We start from the raw sequence: 14638 nt of genomic DNA on the forward strand, positions 1-14638 counted from the left end.
CGTTTGCGTACAGAGGCAGCAACCCAGCAGGAGCATGCTTCGGGTAACCAACAATGCAGGAGAAACCCATGTCCACCATCATTGCAGGACATTTTGAAACCCAGGCCGATGCCGATGCCGCCTCCCAGGCACTGGCCCAGGCCGGCTTCACGCGGGAACGTGTCAGCACGTTTTACCTGAGCCAGGCGGGACAGCACGACATGACCCCGATCGGCGGCGACAACCTTCATTCCCCGGGCGCCAAGGAAACGCCGATGGGGGTGGTGCAGGGCAGCGCCACCGGTGGCGCGGTCGGGGCCGCCATCGGCGCTGCGACGGCACCGCTGACCGGGCCGGCGGGCCCCATCGTCGGCGGCCTGGTGGGCGCCCACGTCGGCTCGCTGTTCAGCTTTACCAAAATGAAGGAAGCCGGCGAAGGCGAGCAGGGCGGGCGGGCGCCGGTCGAGCAGCGCAAGGCCGGCATGCTGGTGGCCGTTGCCTTTGACGATGCCGGCGACGAGTCGCGCGCGGTGGACGTGCTGCGCCGCCTCGGCGCGATCCAGATCGAGCGCGCCCGCGGCAATATCGTGGACGGCGACTGGGCCGATTTCGACGCCTCGATTCCTCCCGAAATCGTTCGCTGACGCAGACTGCTCTAGCGTTTTTCGTAGCGCGTCTGGCAGGCGATGCACAGGCGCGCTTCGGGACGCGCCTGCAGGCGCGAAAAACCGATGTCGCCGCCGCACTCCTCGCATTGCCCATAGCTGCCGTCTTCGAACTTCGCCAGTGCATGGCGCAGCACCTGCATGCGGGCCGCATGGTGGCCGGCGGCCTCGAGCGCGAGATCGTTCAGCAGCCGTACTGTGGCCTTGTCGGCCGGCGAGGTTTCCACTTCCGAGACGGGCAGGTCGCGCGCGCTATGCGCCTCGGCCGGCTCGTCGGTGCGGCTGAGCGCGGCCAGTTGCGCCTCGAGCGCAGCGCGCAACTGGGCCAGCTGGCCTGCATCGAGGGCGTTCATGGGAATGGCCGCGCGGCGACAAACCGCGCGCCTGGCCGGAATGTAAGAAAGCCGTTCATTGCTTACTCCCACATGAACTGATGTGGGACCAGTGTAGCGCGATGCGCGCCGGAAGAACATGGGCGCACGCGTGCGTCGGTCAAGCCGGCTTGGGGGCCGGCTTGCGGTGGGTTTCGATGTCCTTGACATGGGTGTGGATCTTGTCGAGCGCCAGGATGATGGCTGCGGCCTGCCCGGTCGACGCCGCTCCCGCCAGGCTCAACAGGCCGGCGACGAGGCCGGTCACGTCCCCGATCAGCGCGATCTTGCGGATCTTCTCGGCGGCCGCCGTGGTCAGCGCCACCACGCCCGCCTGCGACTTGCCGAGCGACTTGACGACGAAGGTGGCGGCATCGGCGTACAGGCCGTTGGCGCGCTGGCGCAGCAGCAGTTCGTCTTCCAGCAGGGCACGCGCGCACGCCTGCACATGGGCCGGCACGATGCCGCCGTCCCAGGCGCGGATGTCGCGCATGATGCGCTCGTGCAGCTGGTCGGCGCAGGCCGAGAGCTGGTCGGCCAGCTCGACGATCTGCGGCACGCTGGCCAGGCCGCCGTTGGCGCCGCCCGCGGCCGGCGCGGCCGGCGCCTCGCTCGCGCTGCTTGCCGCGGTGGCCGGCGTGCCGGCGGCGGCTTCGCCCGTGTCGGCTGTCGCCGCGCCCGCCACCGCGCCGGCCAGCACATCGATTGCCGCATCCGCCGGATCGACCTTTCCCTTCGCATCGCTTCCCATGCCGCCTCCCTGAAAATCACTCTGCCGCGAGGCCGTCGCGGATCATCCGCAGGTCGCGTCCGTAATTGCCGAGCATGCGCTTCACATCCTCCTGCGTCAGCTTGTGCAGGTTTTCACGCAGCTTCTGGTGCCCGAGCGCCACCTTGGTCAGTCCCTGCAAGGCCAGGTCGTAGCGGCGGTCGATCAGCTTGTATTCGCTGGCCTTGTTCAGGTAATGCACCTTGGCCAGGGTGACCAGCATGCGTTCATTGCTACCCTTGGTGAGCGGCAACTCGACATCGAAGATGCCGAGGATGGTCTTCTTTTCATTCTCGTTGGTCTTGTAGTAGAGGCGGGTGAGCGAGATCATCGCTTCCAGCAGCACCTGCACGTCGGCGTCGCCGTCGCGCACCATGGTCTCGACGCTGCGGTTCTGGTAGCCGGAAGCGATCACCCGCGTCAGCAGGCGCGTCAGGCCCGTGTAGGCGGCGATATGGCGTTGCTGCAAGCCCGATTCGGCATTCGCCTTCAGGCCGTTGCCGAGGTCGTCGATGCGTTCGGTGAGGTCGTAGCGGGTATCGCCGGCGAGCAGGCTGAGCGTTTGCATGTAGAGCACGACGGCCTTTTGCACACTGACGAAGTCCTCGTACACGGCGCGCCGTTTGGCGTCGTTTTCGCGCGCCAGTTTGTCGGCTGAGGCAGGGAGATAAGGCTGTTCGCGTTCATAGGTGTCGCGATAGCGGCGCGAGAGCTCGGCATAGCCGCCGAGTTTGGCCGAAGCGTCCGCGAATTCGCGCACTTCCTGCAGGCTGACCGGGCCGCCGGTCGAAGCGCAGCTTGCCAGCAGCAGATTCAGGCTGAACAGGCAAAGCGCGAGGGCAAGGCGGAAGGTTCTCATCGGGTCCTCTCGAAGCGGCAATGATGCCGGACGGAAAGACCCCATTCTGGCAAACGCCGCACGGGGCGGCGTTGCAATGGATCAACTCAGGCGACCTTGTTGCGATCGAAGTGGGGATTTTCGATGATGCCGAACAGGTTGCCGTAGGGATCGCGCACGGTGGCGACGCGGATGCCTTCGCCCACATCCGCCAGCGGCGACTCGACCGTGGCGCCGAGCGCCTCCAGCCGCGCCAGCTCGGCCGCGGCATCCGGGGTGCCCCAGTAGGCAGTCGCGCCCGTGCTGCCCGGCACGCCGTCGGGAATCAGGCCCAGTTCGAAACCGCCGACCTCGAAGCCGACATAGAAGGGCTGCTCGAAATACGGTGCCTTGTCGAGCACGCGGCGGTACCAGTCGGTCGCCTCGTTCAGTTGCGTGACCGGATAGATGACGGTGCGCAGTCCCTGGATCATGATGATCTCCTTATTTATAAGAAGACAATGTTGCCTCAGGCCGTGCCGCCTGTCCAGGCCTTGGCGGCATCGCGCCAGCCAAGTCCCTCGAGCGTCCCGGCGCGCGGGTTGTACTCGCAGCCGATCCAGCCGTCGTAGCCGAGCTCGTCCAGCAGGCGGAACAGGTAGGGGTAGTTGATTTCGCCCGTGCCCGGTTCGTGCCGGCCCGGCACGTCGGCCAGCTGGATATGGCGGATCAGCGGCAGCAGTTCGCGCAGGCTGTGGGCGAGGTCGCCCTCCATGCGCTGCATGTGATAGATGTCGAATTGCAGGAACAGGTTGTCGACGCCACACTCGGCGATGACGGCGGCGGCCTGGCGCGAGCCGGTGAGGAAATAACCGGGCATGTCGCGGTCGTTGATCGGTTCGATCAGCAGGGCGATCCCTTTTTCCTTCAGCGCGGCGGCGGCGAAGCGCAGGTTGGCTACATAGGTGGCGTGGGCGCGTTCGCGCGGCACGTGCGGCGGCAGCTTGCCGGCCATGCAGTGAAGTTGCTTGACGCCGAGTTCTTCCGCGTAATCGAGGGCCAGTTCGACGCTGTCCTGGAATTCGCCGATGCGGCGCGGATCGCAGGCCATGCCGCGGTCGCCCGCCGCCCAGTCGCCCGGCGGCAGATTGTGCAGCACCAGTTCGAGGTTGTAGCGCGCCAGGCGGCCGGTGATCCATTCCGGTTCGCAGGCATAGGGAAACAGGAATTCGACGGCGTCGAACCCGTTCTCGCGCGCCGCGGCGAAGCGGTCGAGAAAGCTGAGCTCGGTGAACAGCGTGCTCAGGTTGGCGGCGAATTTGGGCATGGCAGTCTCGAATGTTGACAGCCCGCTATCGTAGCACCACGCCGCCAAGCGCGCCCGAACCCGCAATCGTGCGTCACGGTGCATGCACAAATAAAAACAGCCCGGCAATGCCGGGCTGTCGTTCCTGCCAAAAACGTCGGGCTTAGCGGCCGCGGCCACCCGTGCGCGGCGCGGACGCCGGACGCGGACCATTGCCACTGCGGCCTGCGCCGCCGCCGGCACCCGCCGGACGGCCGCCGCCATTGCCCGCAGGACGTGCACCGCCGCCGGCGCCTGCCGCGCTACGCGGCTGGCCCTGGCCCTGGCTACGGCCGCCACCGCCGCCTGGACGGCCGCCGCGGTTACCGTGACCAGGCGCGCCGCTGCGCAGCTGGATCGGCTGGGCCTTGGCGTTCATGTCAGGCTCGAAGCCCGGGATCACGTGACGCGGCAGCGTCTGCTTGATCAGCTTTTCGATATCCTTCAGCATCTGGTGCTCGTCGACGCAGACCAGCGATACGGCTTCGCCGGTGGCGCCGGCGCGGCCGGTACGGCCGATGCGGTGCACGTAGTCTTCCGGCACGTTCGGCAGGTCGTAGTTGACCACGTGCGGCAGCTGGTCGATGTCGATGCCGCGCGCGGCGATGTCGGTCGCGACCAGCACCTGCAGGCTGCCGTCCTTGAACTCGGCCAGGGCCTTGGTACGCGCGGTCTGGCTCTTGTTGCCGTGGATCGCCATCGCGCCGATGCCGTCCTTGCCCAGCTGCTCGACCAGTTTATTCGCGCCGTGCTTGGTGCGCGTAAACACCAGCACCTGGCTCCAGTCGTTTTCCTTGATCAGGTGCGACAGCATCGGGTGCTTCTTGTCGCGGTCGACCGGGTGGATCTTCTGGGCGATGACTTCCACGGTCGAGTTGCGGCGCGCCACTTCGATCGACGCCGGGTTGTTCAGCAGCTTGTCGGCCAGGGCCTTGATCTCGTCCGAGAAAGTGGCCGAGAACAGCAGGTTCTGGCGCTTCGGCGGCAGCACGGCCAGCACTTTCTTGATGTCGTGGATGAAGCCCATGTCGAGCATGCGGTCGGCTTCGTCCAGGATCAGGATCTCGACCTTCGACAGGTCGACGGTACGCTGGCCGACGTGGTCGAGCAGACGGCCCGGCGTGGCGACGAGGACGTCGACGCCCGTCTTCAACAGCTTGATCTGCGGGTTGATGCCGACGCCACCGAAGATCACGGCCGAGTTCATGTTGGTGTACTTGCCGTACAGGCGCACGCTTTCCTCGACCTGGGCCGCCAGTTCGCGGGTCGGGGTCAGGACCAGGGCACGGATCGCACGCGGCGAGTTCTTGCTTTTCTGCGCGGCGCCGACGGCGTCGGTCGACAGGCGCTGCAGCAGCGGCAGCGTGAAGCCGGCGGTCTTGCCGGTGCCGGTCTGGGCGCCGGCCAGCAGGTCGCCGCCGCCGAGCACGGCGGGAATGGCTTGCGCCTGGATCGGGGTCGGAACGGTGTAGCCCTGTTCGGTGACGGCACGAACGATAGCATCGGACAAGCCGAGGGTAGCAAATGACATTAGTGAGCTTCTTCTGATGAGGTTGATTCCGCCGCCGGCGCAAGCGGCGCCAGGATCGGAAAGGGTGCAGGGCATGCGGGCCACGCAAAGCGCGGTCAGCCGTCAAGCCAGAGCATTATAGTGATTTTGTTGCGCAGTGGAAATACTGGAAGGCATGGGATACCGCCGTGTGCACTGCGTCACGGCGGCAAGGTAGAACGCTATTTTACGCTAATCAGGCGAAAGGGACCATCAGCGGGATCATCTGTGCAAACACCTTCGGACCAGCGGCGATGATGTCGCCCTTGTTCAGGTACGAGGACTCGCCGTTGAACTCGCCGACGATGCCGCCCGCTTCGGTCACCAAGAGGGAACCGGCCGCGATATCCCAGATCTTCAAGCCTTTTTCGAAATAGGCATCGACGCGGCCGGCGGCCACGTTGGCCAGTTCCAGCGCGGCCGAACCGCTGCTGCGCACGCCATGGCAGCGCGAGGCGACGACTTCATACATGCGCAGGTATTCGGCCAACGCGCGCGGATCGGCACCATGGCCGGCGGCGATCAGGGCCTTGCCGATGCGGTCGTGGTTCTTGACGCGGATGCGCTTGTCGTTCAGGTAGGCGCCGGCGCCCTTGGTGGCGGTGAACAGGTCGTTGCGGACCGGGTCATAGATGACGGCCTGGGTGATCACGCCCTTGTGCTGCAGCGCGATCGAGATGCAGTAGTTCGGGTAGCCGTGCAGGAAGTTGGTGGTGCCGTCGATCGGGTCGATAATCCAGACATACTCGCTGTCGTCGTTCAGGTTGCGCGACGGGCCGGACTCTTCGCCGAGGATGGCGTGGTCAGGGTAGGCTTTCAACAGCGTCTCGACGATTGCCTGCTCGGACGCCACATCGACATCGGTCACGAAATCATTGTGTTGTTTTTCAGAGATTTCGATCCGGTCGAGGTCGAAGGACGAGCGGTTGATGACGGTGGCGGCGCGGCGTGCGGCCTTGATGGCCGTATTGAGCATTGGATGCATGTTAGCTTTTTCCCTGAAAAAACGCTGACGCCCACCGCGCATGAAACGCCGTGAGCCATCGAGTATGAATTGAATTAAAGAGCAGGGCGGCGCCGAAGTAGGTAAAATCCCGGCCCTTGATGCCGAAATTTCAATTGCTCGTCGCCGCGCGATAGCGCTATTTTAAATGAACCCGAACGAAACCGACACGTCTCTTTTCAATCGCCTGCCTCATGGCATCCGTTTCGTGCTCGTCGAGACCAGCCGCGCAGGCAACATCGGCTCGGTTGCCCGTGCCATGAAGACAATGGGTTTTACCGACCTGGTGCTGGTCACGCCGCGCTGCACCGACTTCCTGAACGATGCGGAAGCGGTCGCCTTTGCCAGCGGCGCGGGCGACGTGCTCGCCAATGCGCGGGTCGTCGGCAGCATGGCCGACGCGCTCGAAGGCTGCAACTTTGCCGCCGCGGTCTCGGCGCGCCTGCGCGAATTCTCTCCGCCGGTATGGACGCCGCGCGCCTTTGCCGGACACGTGGCGGGGCAGGTCGAACTGCGGCCGGCGCTGGTCTTCGGCAACGAGCGCGTCGGGCTGCCGAACGACATCGTCGAGAAGTGCAATGTGCTGATCAACATTCCTGCCAATCCGGCTTACTCCTCCCTGAACCTGTCGCAGGCGGCGCAGGTGCTCGCCTACGAGTGCCGGATGGGCGCCATTGGCGACGCCGTGCCCGAGACCCCGGTCGGCTTCCACGGCGAGGCCGCCAGCCTGACCCAGATCGAGGGCATGTATGCGCACCTGGAAGAAGCGCTGGTATCGATCGGCTTTCTGAATGCGGACAATCCGAAGAAGCTGATGCCCCGTCTGAAACGGCTGTTTTCGCGCACGCAGCTGGAGACGGAAGAGGTGAATATCCTGCGCGGGATCGCCAGGCAGATCCTCAAGCGCTAGCGGCATGTTCCGGCCTGCCAAACGCGCGCCGCGTTTCGAAAAACTCAACTATTATCATCCGGCAAACACACGACGTTTGGCTCCCCGACAAGGCTTGATTGGCAAGCCGGTTGGGACCAGGCGGCGTTTCCGGTTGCGCTCGATTTTGAGTTGGCAGGCCTTGTCTTCGATGACCTGCCGGGCCTGTAAATCGGCTCAACTTCCGAACACCACGGCTTAACGGCTAACACATCGACATGGCTATGAACGCACTATCGCTGGAGCTGGAAACAGCAAGTTATAACCCGGCCGCCAACCAAGGCGCTCATCTAATCAGTCAAGCGCGTCCAATCGCTTCCTCTTATGCCCGAAAAAATTATGCACTGGCACAAGCCGTGTACCGGGCGGATGCGATCCGGCGCATCGCCGGCGCCCAGGCAGCGCGCACCTTCCTGGTGCTTGCCGGCGCCGACGCTCCCCTGATCAACCGTGTTGTGTCCTCGTCGTTCAGCGAGCGCAGGCGATAACGAGGCAAGCGCCGGGCCGGCCCGTTCAGGGTTTGACGTAGCCCGTTTTCTTCGCCGTGCGCACCGCCAGATAGCCTCCCAGCCAGGCGATGAAGGCGCTTACCATGCCGGCCGGCGGGGGCAGGGCAGGGCTGCCGAGCACCTGGTAGTCCGCCCACAGCTTGACGGCGGCCAGCGTCAACAGTACGACGAACACCGTGTTGTACTCCTTCACCAGCACGCGGCGCCAGTTGAAGCGCATGCCCGCGACCGCCGCGCGCCAGCCGTGCAGGTGGGGCAGCCATCGGTTGACGCGCCTGCAATACTGCGCATACTCGGCACCGAATTTCTCTCCAAGAAACGCTTCCTCGGCGGCGACGATCGCAACGTAGCCATAGCTCACCAGCGGCAGGACCAGCAGATAGAAGGCCACCGAATGGATGACGAGCGCCAGGCCGGCGGCCAGCAGCAGGTTGCCCAGGTAGAGCGGATTGCGGCATAGCGCGAAGACCCCTCCCTGCACCAGTTTGCTGGCATACACCTGCCGGTTGCGTCCGCCGCGTTCGATGTATTCGAAACCGATGGTGACGATGCGCAGCAGCTGGCCTGCCAGGGCCAGCGCGATCCCGGCACAGTCGAGCAGCAGGTTCAGGTCGGCGCGTCCGCCGGGGAAGCCGGGCCGGCCTGCGAGCAGGGCCAGCAGGAACAGGAGGGGGCCGAGGCCGTTACGGTAGCGGAACAGGAAGTTCCCGACGCGGACATTCAGTTTGCTCATTTGATCGCGAGGAAACCTTCGAAGCACACATATTTGTGTACGGTGACGAGGTCCTCGAATCCCGCGCGCCGCAGCATGTCGGCGTTGCCCTGGCTCGAAAACGGTTCAATCACCCCCTTGATGCTGCGCGACTTGTTCAGGATTTCCGCTTCGCTGAAGCCCTGGTCCAGCTTGTATTCGACATACACCTGGCTCGCGTAGTCCTGGAAACGCCCGTCGGGCGCACGCACTTTCTCGAACATGAAAAATGCCCCGCCCCAGTTCAGGGCCCGATAGATCTGGTCGATCAGGACCTGGCGGACCCGGGGCGGCAGGAACTGGACGGTGTAGTTGGCGATGATCATGTCGCAGGGCAGGAACTCGACATCGAGTACGTCGGCCTCGATGAAGGAGAGGCGCGGGTCGCGCTCGGTCAGCCGGCTCGCGCGGTCGATCATGTCCGCGACACAATCGATGCCGATCAGCTGCAATTGTTCTTTCAGCGGATGGCGTCCGGCCAGTTGGGCAAGCATGGTGCCGGTCGAGCAGCCGATGTCGTACACCACGCTATCGGACTTGAGGAAAAAATCGCTGTAGTAGGAGACGAGCTGGTGCCCTTCGCGGTACAGGGGGATGGATTTGAGGATGTGCTCGTCGAAATTGGCGCTGATGTTCTCGAAGGTCCAGTCCGCGTTCTGCTGGCTGATGTGCGCGTCGACGTATTTCTTTTGCAGATTGTTCATGGCGTCGTCTCTTGCGAGGAAAAGCCACAGCCTGCGGGGCGCGGTGTGAAGATCCCGTTAAGCACGGGCCGGCGTTCTCTCAGGGCTGCCCGACTTGCGCTTCAACTTGATCTGGCTCAAGCGAGATCACCTCATCGCCGGGCATCGGACGGCAGTCGGCGCCGAGCGGCTCCCAGCCGCGATGCACGACAATACGGCCCTTGTCGTGACAGAGCTCCACTCGCCTGGCCGCAGGCAGCCGGCGCTGCACGAAGGCCTCGATCGCGGCCGGCACGCTGACCTGCAGCGCCAGCGCGTAGACATCGTCGAGCGGATGGTCGTCCACGTGCAGCAGCGGCACGAACTGGCCGGCGAACATCATCGCGTGCGAAGGCACTTTCACCGGGCCGGCCGCATAGCCCTGGTCCCGCAGCCAGGACTGGGCCTGCGCGCGCGCGTCGCCGCCGCCGCCGTCCATCCTGCCCCAGGCGCTGGCGAGGAGTTCGATCACCCACTGGTTGCAGTTCTGGTAGCGCGTGCCGAAGGCGTAGGCGTTCGCGCTGTACCGGCCGGCCAGCAGCGACAGGGCGAGCGGCTTGTCCAGCGCCGCCCGTTCCAGCAGGGCGCCGTCTTCATCCGGCGGGAAGACCAGCGACATGTGGCCGCTGCCGGGTGCCTCGGCGCCAAGGGCGAAACCGGCGACGCCCTGGTCGAACAGGCGCGGGCGCGATTCGTCGCAGGCGTAATAGAGCTGGCGCACGCCCCAGGGGCTGCCGGGATTGTCTTTCAGGGCGATCCCGGCATGCGAATACAGCAGGCCGAAACGGCTCAGGTCGAGCCCGGCGCGCGAGACCAGGGCGACCTTGCTGCCGGAACGTTCCAGCTCACGCTTGACGACGCCGGCGAAGCGCAGCACGCGGTCCTGGTCGGCAGCGCTGATTTCCTTGCCACGTTCGCAGAAGGTCGGGATGCCGGCCCAGGCGCTGCCGCCGGCACAGAAGGCCAGGGCGGCAATGAGCGGCCGCAGGCGTCCAGGCATCAGATCGCGACTTTTTGCGAGCCCAGTTCGCGGTACCAGCTGTCTTCCAGCGCCAGGAAGAAGGATTGTTTCGTGTCGGCGTGCGCGAACTCGTAGCCGTATTCGCGCGCGTTGACCTGCACCAGTTCGCCTTTACTCACTGCGCGCGCCGCCAGCGCGCGGTTCGGTACGTCGAGCGTGAATTCGCGCATGGCGTCCTTTGCGCCCGCGTCGGCTGCCTGCAGCGTCATGCGCGTGGTGCCCGGTTTGCCGGGCGCGGCGGCGATCTCGATCACGCGGTACCGGCCGGCGGCCACGCGCTTATCGTCGCCCGAACTGTTGCTCGACGCACCGATCGAATCGGACACGCTGCCCGAGGAGGCCGAGCCGGCGCTGGACGCCGAGGAGGCCGCCGTGCTCGCGGCCTGGGCCGGCAGGGCGCAGGCGGCGGCGAAGAGGGCGAGGCAAACGGCGTGCAAGGGGAGGCTGAGGCGGGAATTGAGGATCATGAAAGGCTTTCGTAGTCGAGCTGAATGGCGCTATGGTACAAGCCCATGGCGCCGCTGAGAAGGCTTGTACACTGCGGTATCCGGCGCCGATGGCAGTATGCAAACAAAATGTGCAAGGCGCGGGCGCGTATGCACAGCACATCCGCACCCGGCCGTTTGACCGCATCTCGACGATTTCCTCTAGTCTGGCCCCGTCGCGATCGCGGCCGGCTGTCGTACACTACGTCCACAACAACAAGGACGCCAGATGGAGACCAACCGCAGATCCTTCCTGAAGGCCGGCGCGCTCGGCGCGCTGGTGCTGGCCGCGGGCGGGGGCATCTACCGCGCCGTGCAGTCGCCGCGCCCGCAGCGCTTCGTCCTCGACGGCGAAGCGCGCGCCGCGCTCGCGGCCATCGTCCCGGCGATGCTGGCGGGTGCGCTGCCGCTCGACCCGGCCGGGCGCAAGGCGGCCGTCGCCGGCACCATCGAGGGCGTCCATACGGCGATTTCGAACCTGCCGCTCGCGGTGCAGAAGGAAGTGCAGGATTTGTTCGGCCTGCTGGCCCTGGCGCCGGCGCGGCGCCTGCTGACGGGCGTTTCAGGCGGCTGGGAGAACGCCGATCCGAACCAGGTCACCGCCTTCCTGCAGGACTGGCGCCTGCACCGCTTCGCCCTGCTGCGCACCGCCTACAGCGCACTGCACGACCTCTCGCTCGGCGCCTGGTATGCGCAGCCGGCCGCCTGGGCCGCGATCGGCTATCCCGGCCCGATGAAGGAACTGTCCTGACATGAGCGCAAAATCCATTCCCCTGACTGTAGCCAAGGGCATCATCCCCGACCCGGTGCGCGCCGGCCTCGCGCGCGGCTGGAAGATCGTCGACGCGGCGCAGCTCGACACCGACCGCACGCTGGAGGCCGACGTCGTCATCGTCGGCAGCGGCGCCGGCGGCGGCGTGACGGCCGAGATCCTGACGCTGGCGGGCCTGACGGTGCTGGTCGTGGAGGAGGGCGCATTGCGCTCGTCGTCCGACTTCAGGATGCGCGAGGCCGATGCCTATCCAGGCCTGTACCAGGAGTCGGCCGCGCGCCAGACGCTCGACAAGGGGATCAAGATCCTGCAAGGGCGCACGGTCGGCGGCTCGACCACGGTCAACTGGACCTCGAGCTTTCGCACGCCGGCGCCGACGCTCGACTACTGGGCCGAGCACTTCGGCCTGGACGGCTACGACAGCGAGCGCCTCGCCCCCTGGTTCGCGATGATGGAAGCGCGCCTGCACGTGAGCGACTGGCAGGCGCCGCCCAACGAGAACAACGACTTGTTGAAACGCGGCGCGGATAAACTCGGCATCAGGTCCGGCTTCATCCGCCGCAACGTCAACGGGTGCTGGAACCTGGGCTATTGCGGCATGGGCTGCCCGACGAATGCGAAACAGTCGATGCTGGTGACGACGATTCCGTCGGCGCTCGACCATGGCGCAACCCTCGTCACGCGTGCACGTGCCGAGCGCTTTGTCCTGCGCGGCGAGCGTGCCGACGAACTGCTGTGCAGCGCACTGGGCGCGGACGGCGTGGCGCCCACCGGACGCGTGCTGCGGCTGCGCGCGAAACACTTCGTGGTGGCGGGAGGTGCGATCAATTCCCCGGCCCTGCTGATGCGTTCGGGCGCGCCCGATCCGCATGGGCTGCTGGGCAAACGCACCTTCCTGCACCCGACCCTGATCTCGGCCGGCATCTTCCCGCAGCGCGTCGACGCCTGGGCCGGCGCGCCGCAGACCGTATATTCCGATCACTTCCTGCACACGGCGCCGATCGACGGCGCCATCGGCTACAAGCTGGAAGCGCCGCCGCTGCATCCGGTGCTGCTGTCGACGACCCTGAACGGCTTCGGGCAGGGGCATGCCGCGCTCATGCAGCAGTTCCCGCACATCCAGGGCATGCTGGCGCTGCTGCGCGACGGCTTCCACGAGCAGTCGGCAGGGGGCGCGGTGCAGCTGAAGGATGGGGCAGGGGTGCTTGACTATCCCCTCAACGATTTCCTGTGGGATGGCGCGCGCCGCGCGCTGTTGACGATGGCCGAGATCCAGTTCGCGGCCGGCGCCAGGGCCGTGCGGCCAGCGCACGAGACGGCGCGCGAGTATGCGAGCTGGAACGAGGCGAAAGGCGCCATCGCCGCCCTGCCGCAGCAGCTGCACATGACGCGCGTGGCGTCGGCCCACGTGATGGGCGGCTGCACGATGGCGGGCGACGAGCGGCGCGGCGTCACGGCGCCGGACGGCCGCTACCGGGGCCTTGCCAACCTGTCGGTGCACGACGGCTCGCTGTTCCCGACTTCGATCGGCGCCAATCCCCAGCTCTCGATCTACGGCATCACGGCGCGCCTGGCGAGCGTCCTGGCGGCCAGCCTGACCGGCAAGCCCGCACTGCGGGTCTCCGCATCAGCATGAGCAAAAACGTGAGCGCGCGCCGCATCGCACAATGCCTGCTGCTGCTGCAGCTCGCCAGCGCCGCCGGCATCGCGTACGCGGCCCGGCACTGGTGGGACGCCGCGCCCTGGACGGCGCTGGCGCTCGGCCTGGCCTGCGTGATGCTGGTGCGGCTGGCGATCAACATGAACAATTTCGTGCTCAGCGCCTGCTTCGCCAGCCCGACGCCGCCGGACTTCCACCTGACCCCGGCGGCGCGCCTGCGCCTGCTGGCGGAAGAATTCCGGACCAGCATGCTGTGCACCTCCTGGCTGATCCCGCGTGCCACGGCCTGCCGCCGCATTTATCCCGACTCGCGTGCGGTGCCGGTGCTGCTGGTGCACGGCTACGGCTGCAACAGCGGCATCTGGGGCTACCTGGTGCCGCGCCTCGACCGCAACGCGATCAGCCATGCGAGCGTCGACCTGGAACCGGTGGGCGGCCCGATCGACGGCTACGTGCCGGCGCTGCAGGCCGCGGTCGAGGAGCTGTGCGCGGCTACCGGCGCGACGCAGGTGGCGATCGTCGCCCACAGCATGGGAGGCCTGGTGGCGCGCGCCTGGATGCGGGCACACGGCAGTGCGCGCGTGGCGCGCCTGATCACGCTGGGCACGCCGCACCACGGCACCAGCCTTGCCAACTTCGGACCCGGCGCCAACGCGGCCCAGATGCGGCGCCCCAGGGGGGCGGCCAACGACTGGCTGCGCGAACTCGGCGCGAGCGAGGACGCGGCGCGGCGCGCGCTGATTACCTCCATCTTCAGCCACCACGACAACATCGTCTCGCCGCAGACCTCCAGCGTGCTGGAGGGCGCGCGCAACATCGCGCTGGGCGGCGTCGGCCATGTGGCGCTCGGCTGCAACGGCCGCGTGCTCGATACCGTGATGGAGGAGCTGGGCCGGCTGCAGCCGCGTGCCGAGACGGAACCGGTGCTGCTGCTGGTCGACGACGACGCCTTCATGCTCGAGATGCTGTCCGACGCGCTGCAGGGGCAGGGCTGGCGCGTGCTGACGGCTGCCTCCGGCGCGGCGGCACTGGACCTGCTGGCGCATGAGCGTGTCGCGGCCATCGTCAGCGACCACCTGATGCCGGGTATGAGCGGGGCCGCGCTGCTGGCGCAGGCGCGCCGCCTGGCGCCCGGCGCTTTCCGCATCCTGCTTTCCGGCGCGGGCGACGATCCGGAGATCGCCGCGGCGCTGACGGACGGCTCTGCGCACGCCTTCCTCGGCAAGCCCTGGCGCGCGGATCGTTTGCTGGCGCTGCTGCGTGAAGCCCTTGAAGCGCGCCCCAGCGTTTAA

General features: G+C 66.5%; 17 protein-coding genes. 6 read left to right on the forward strand and 11 right to left on the reverse strand.

The genetic code is table 11. The annotated features are described in order from the left end of the window. Positions 1-68: 68 nt before the first annotated feature. Entirely contained in the window at positions 69-623 is a 555-nt protein-coding gene (locus tag ACI48I_RS13455; RefSeq protein WP_498574445.1) for a hypothetical protein, read from the forward strand. Between the two features lie 11 nt (positions 624-634). Here ACI48I_RS13455 and ACI48I_RS13460 read toward each other — a convergent pair whose 3' ends face one another. The 7 genes from ACI48I_RS13460 to ACI48I_RS13490 form a co-directional block, all read right to left on the reverse strand. Continuing rightward, entirely contained in the window at positions 635-997 is a 363-nt protein-coding gene (locus ACI48I_RS13460) for a TraR/DksA family transcriptional regulator (protein ID WP_193686436.1), read from the reverse strand. 139 nt (positions 998-1136) lie between these two features. Continuing rightward, positions 1137-1766, reverse strand: a complete 630-nt coding sequence (locus tag ACI48I_RS13465; protein WP_498574446.1) for a hypothetical protein — start codon at positions 1764-1766, stop codon at positions 1137-1139. 16 nt (positions 1767-1782) lie between these two features. After that, positions 1783-2643, reverse strand: a complete 861-nt coding sequence (locus ACI48I_RS13470) for a hypothetical protein (RefSeq protein WP_193686435.1) — start codon at positions 2641-2643, stop codon at positions 1783-1785. Between the two features lie 86 nt (positions 2644-2729). Further along, a complete protein-coding gene (locus ACI48I_RS13475; protein ID WP_498574447.1) occupies positions 2730-3095 on the reverse strand; it encodes a VOC family protein in 366 nt (121 codons plus the stop codon). Positions 3096-3130: 35 nt separating this feature from the next. Then, the gene (gene otnI / locus ACI48I_RS13480) at positions 3131-3928 is read right to left on the reverse strand and encodes a 2-oxo-tetronate isomerase (protein ID WP_498574448.1); all 798 of its coding nucleotides are present in this window, start codon (positions 3926-3928) and stop codon (positions 3131-3133) included. 142 nt (positions 3929-4070) lie between these two features. After that, positions 4071-5477, reverse strand: a complete 1407-nt coding sequence (locus tag ACI48I_RS13485; protein ID WP_498574449.1) for a DEAD/DEAH box helicase — start codon at positions 5475-5477, stop codon at positions 4071-4073. 214 nt (positions 5478-5691) lie between these two features. Next, complete coding sequence (locus ACI48I_RS13490) at positions 5692-6471, reverse strand: inositol monophosphatase family protein (RefSeq protein ID WP_193689130.1); 780 nt, start codon at positions 6469-6471, stop codon at positions 5692-5694. Positions 6472-6646: 175 nt separating this feature from the next. On the opposite strand from ACI48I_RS13490, the gene ACI48I_RS13495 reads away from it, so the two are divergent. Both ACI48I_RS13495 and ACI48I_RS13500 read left to right on the forward strand, forming a co-directional pair. Beyond that, positions 6647-7408 carry an RNA methyltransferase gene (locus ACI48I_RS13495; RefSeq protein ID WP_193686431.1) on the forward strand — a complete coding sequence of 254 codons (762 nt, stop codon included), beginning with the start codon at positions 6647-6649 and terminating at the stop codon, positions 7406-7408. Between the two features lie 242 nt (positions 7409-7650). Continuing rightward, a complete protein-coding gene (locus ACI48I_RS13500) occupies positions 7651-7914 on the forward strand; it encodes a hypothetical protein (protein ID WP_498574450.1) in 264 nt (87 codons plus the stop codon). 25 nt (positions 7915-7939) lie between these two features. On the opposite strand, the gene ACI48I_RS13505 is transcribed toward ACI48I_RS13500, so the two are convergent. The 4 genes from ACI48I_RS13505 to ACI48I_RS13520 form a co-directional block, all read right to left on the reverse strand. Then, positions 7940-8668 carry a methyltransferase family protein gene (locus tag ACI48I_RS13505; RefSeq protein ID WP_498574451.1) on the reverse strand — a complete coding sequence of 243 codons (729 nt, stop codon included), beginning with the start codon at positions 8666-8668 and terminating at the stop codon, positions 7940-7942. Then, the gene (locus ACI48I_RS13510; RefSeq protein ID WP_498574452.1) at positions 8665-9390 is read right to left on the reverse strand and encodes a methyltransferase domain-containing protein; all 726 of its coding nucleotides are present in this window, start codon (positions 9388-9390) and stop codon (positions 8665-8667) included. The genes ACI48I_RS13505 and ACI48I_RS13510 overlap by 4 nt, the downstream gene beginning before the upstream one ends. A 79-nt stretch (positions 9391-9469) precedes the next feature. Continuing rightward, positions 9470-10408 (reverse strand): DUF2145 domain-containing protein, encoded by a 939-nt coding sequence (locus ACI48I_RS13515; protein WP_193686427.1) that lies wholly within the window; start codon positions 10406-10408, stop codon positions 9470-9472. Next, on the reverse strand, positions 10408-10896 hold the full coding sequence (locus ACI48I_RS13520) for a hypothetical protein (RefSeq protein ID WP_498574453.1): 489 nt from the start codon (positions 10894-10896) through the stop codon (positions 10408-10410). The genes ACI48I_RS13515 and ACI48I_RS13520 overlap by 1 nt, the downstream gene beginning before the upstream one ends. Before the next feature lie 247 nt (positions 10897-11143). Between ACI48I_RS13520 and ACI48I_RS13525 the strand changes: the two genes are divergently transcribed. Genes ACI48I_RS13525 through ACI48I_RS13535 form a run of 3 tightly spaced genes read left to right on the forward strand, consistent with a single transcriptional unit; the run spans position 11144 to position 14638 of the window. Next, the gene (locus tag ACI48I_RS13525) at positions 11144-11665 is read left to right on the forward strand and encodes a twin-arginine translocation signal domain-containing protein (protein WP_498574454.1); all 522 of its coding nucleotides are present in this window, start codon (positions 11144-11146) and stop codon (positions 11663-11665) included. 1 nt (position 11666) lies between these two features. Next, positions 11667-13322 (forward strand): GMC family oxidoreductase, encoded by a 1656-nt coding sequence (locus tag ACI48I_RS13530; protein WP_498574455.1) that lies wholly within the window; start codon positions 11667-11669, stop codon positions 13320-13322. Then, entirely contained in the window at positions 13319-14638 is a 1320-nt protein-coding gene (locus tag ACI48I_RS13535) for an alpha/beta fold hydrolase (protein ID WP_498574456.1), read from the forward strand. The genes ACI48I_RS13530 and ACI48I_RS13535 overlap by 4 nt, the downstream gene beginning before the upstream one ends.

This window comes from Massilia sp. LXY-5, assembly GCF_059801075.1.

Excerpts from the sequence above, each read along its gene's own strand:
- ACI48I_RS13455 (WP_498574445.1), top strand. The coding sequence starts at position 69 with ATGTCCACCATCATTGCAGGACATTTTGAAACCCAGGCCGATGCCGAT.
- ACI48I_RS13460 (WP_193686436.1), bottom strand. The coding sequence starts at position 997 with ATGAACGCCCTCGATGCAGGCCAGCTGGCCCAGTTGCGCGCTGCGCTC.
- ACI48I_RS13465 (WP_498574446.1), bottom strand. The coding sequence starts at position 1,766 with ATGGGAAGCGATGCGAAGGGAAAGGTCGATCCGGCGGATGCGGCAATC.
- ACI48I_RS13470 (WP_193686435.1), bottom strand. The coding sequence starts at position 2,643 with ATGAGAACCTTCCGCCTTGCCCTCGCGCTTTGCCTGTTCAGCCTGAAT.
- ACI48I_RS13475 (WP_498574447.1), bottom strand. The coding sequence starts at position 3,095 with ATGATCCAGGGACTGCGCACCGTCATCTATCCGGTCACGCAACTGAAC.
- otnI (WP_498574448.1), bottom strand. The coding sequence starts at position 3,928 with ATGCCCAAATTCGCCGCCAACCTGAGCACGCTGTTCACCGAGCTCAGC.
- ACI48I_RS13485 (WP_498574449.1), bottom strand. The coding sequence starts at position 5,477 with ATGTCATTTGCTACCCTCGGCTTGTCCGATGCTATCGTTCGTGCCGTC.
- ACI48I_RS13490 (WP_193689130.1), bottom strand. The coding sequence starts at position 6,471 with ATGCTCAATACGGCCATCAAGGCCGCACGCCGCGCCGCCACCGTCATC.
- ACI48I_RS13495 (WP_193686431.1), top strand. The coding sequence starts at position 6,647 with ATGAACCCGAACGAAACCGACACGTCTCTTTTCAATCGCCTGCCTCAT.
- ACI48I_RS13500 (WP_498574450.1), top strand. The coding sequence starts at position 7,651 with ATGAACGCACTATCGCTGGAGCTGGAAACAGCAAGTTATAACCCGGCC.
- ACI48I_RS13505 (WP_498574451.1), bottom strand. The coding sequence starts at position 8,668 with ATGAGCAAACTGAATGTCCGCGTCGGGAACTTCCTGTTCCGCTACCGT.
- ACI48I_RS13510 (WP_498574452.1), bottom strand. The coding sequence starts at position 9,390 with ATGAACAATCTGCAAAAGAAATACGTCGACGCGCACATCAGCCAGCAG.
- ACI48I_RS13515 (WP_193686427.1), bottom strand. The coding sequence starts at position 10,408 with ATGCCTGGACGCCTGCGGCCGCTCATTGCCGCCCTGGCCTTCTGTGCC.
- ACI48I_RS13520 (WP_498574453.1), bottom strand. The coding sequence starts at position 10,896 with ATGATCCTCAATTCCCGCCTCAGCCTCCCCTTGCACGCCGTTTGCCTC.
- ACI48I_RS13525 (WP_498574454.1), top strand. The coding sequence starts at position 11,144 with ATGGAGACCAACCGCAGATCCTTCCTGAAGGCCGGCGCGCTCGGCGCG.
- ACI48I_RS13530 (WP_498574455.1), top strand. The coding sequence starts at position 11,667 with ATGAGCGCAAAATCCATTCCCCTGACTGTAGCCAAGGGCATCATCCCC.
- ACI48I_RS13535 (WP_498574456.1), top strand. The coding sequence starts at position 13,319 with ATGAGCAAAAACGTGAGCGCGCGCCGCATCGCACAATGCCTGCTGCTG.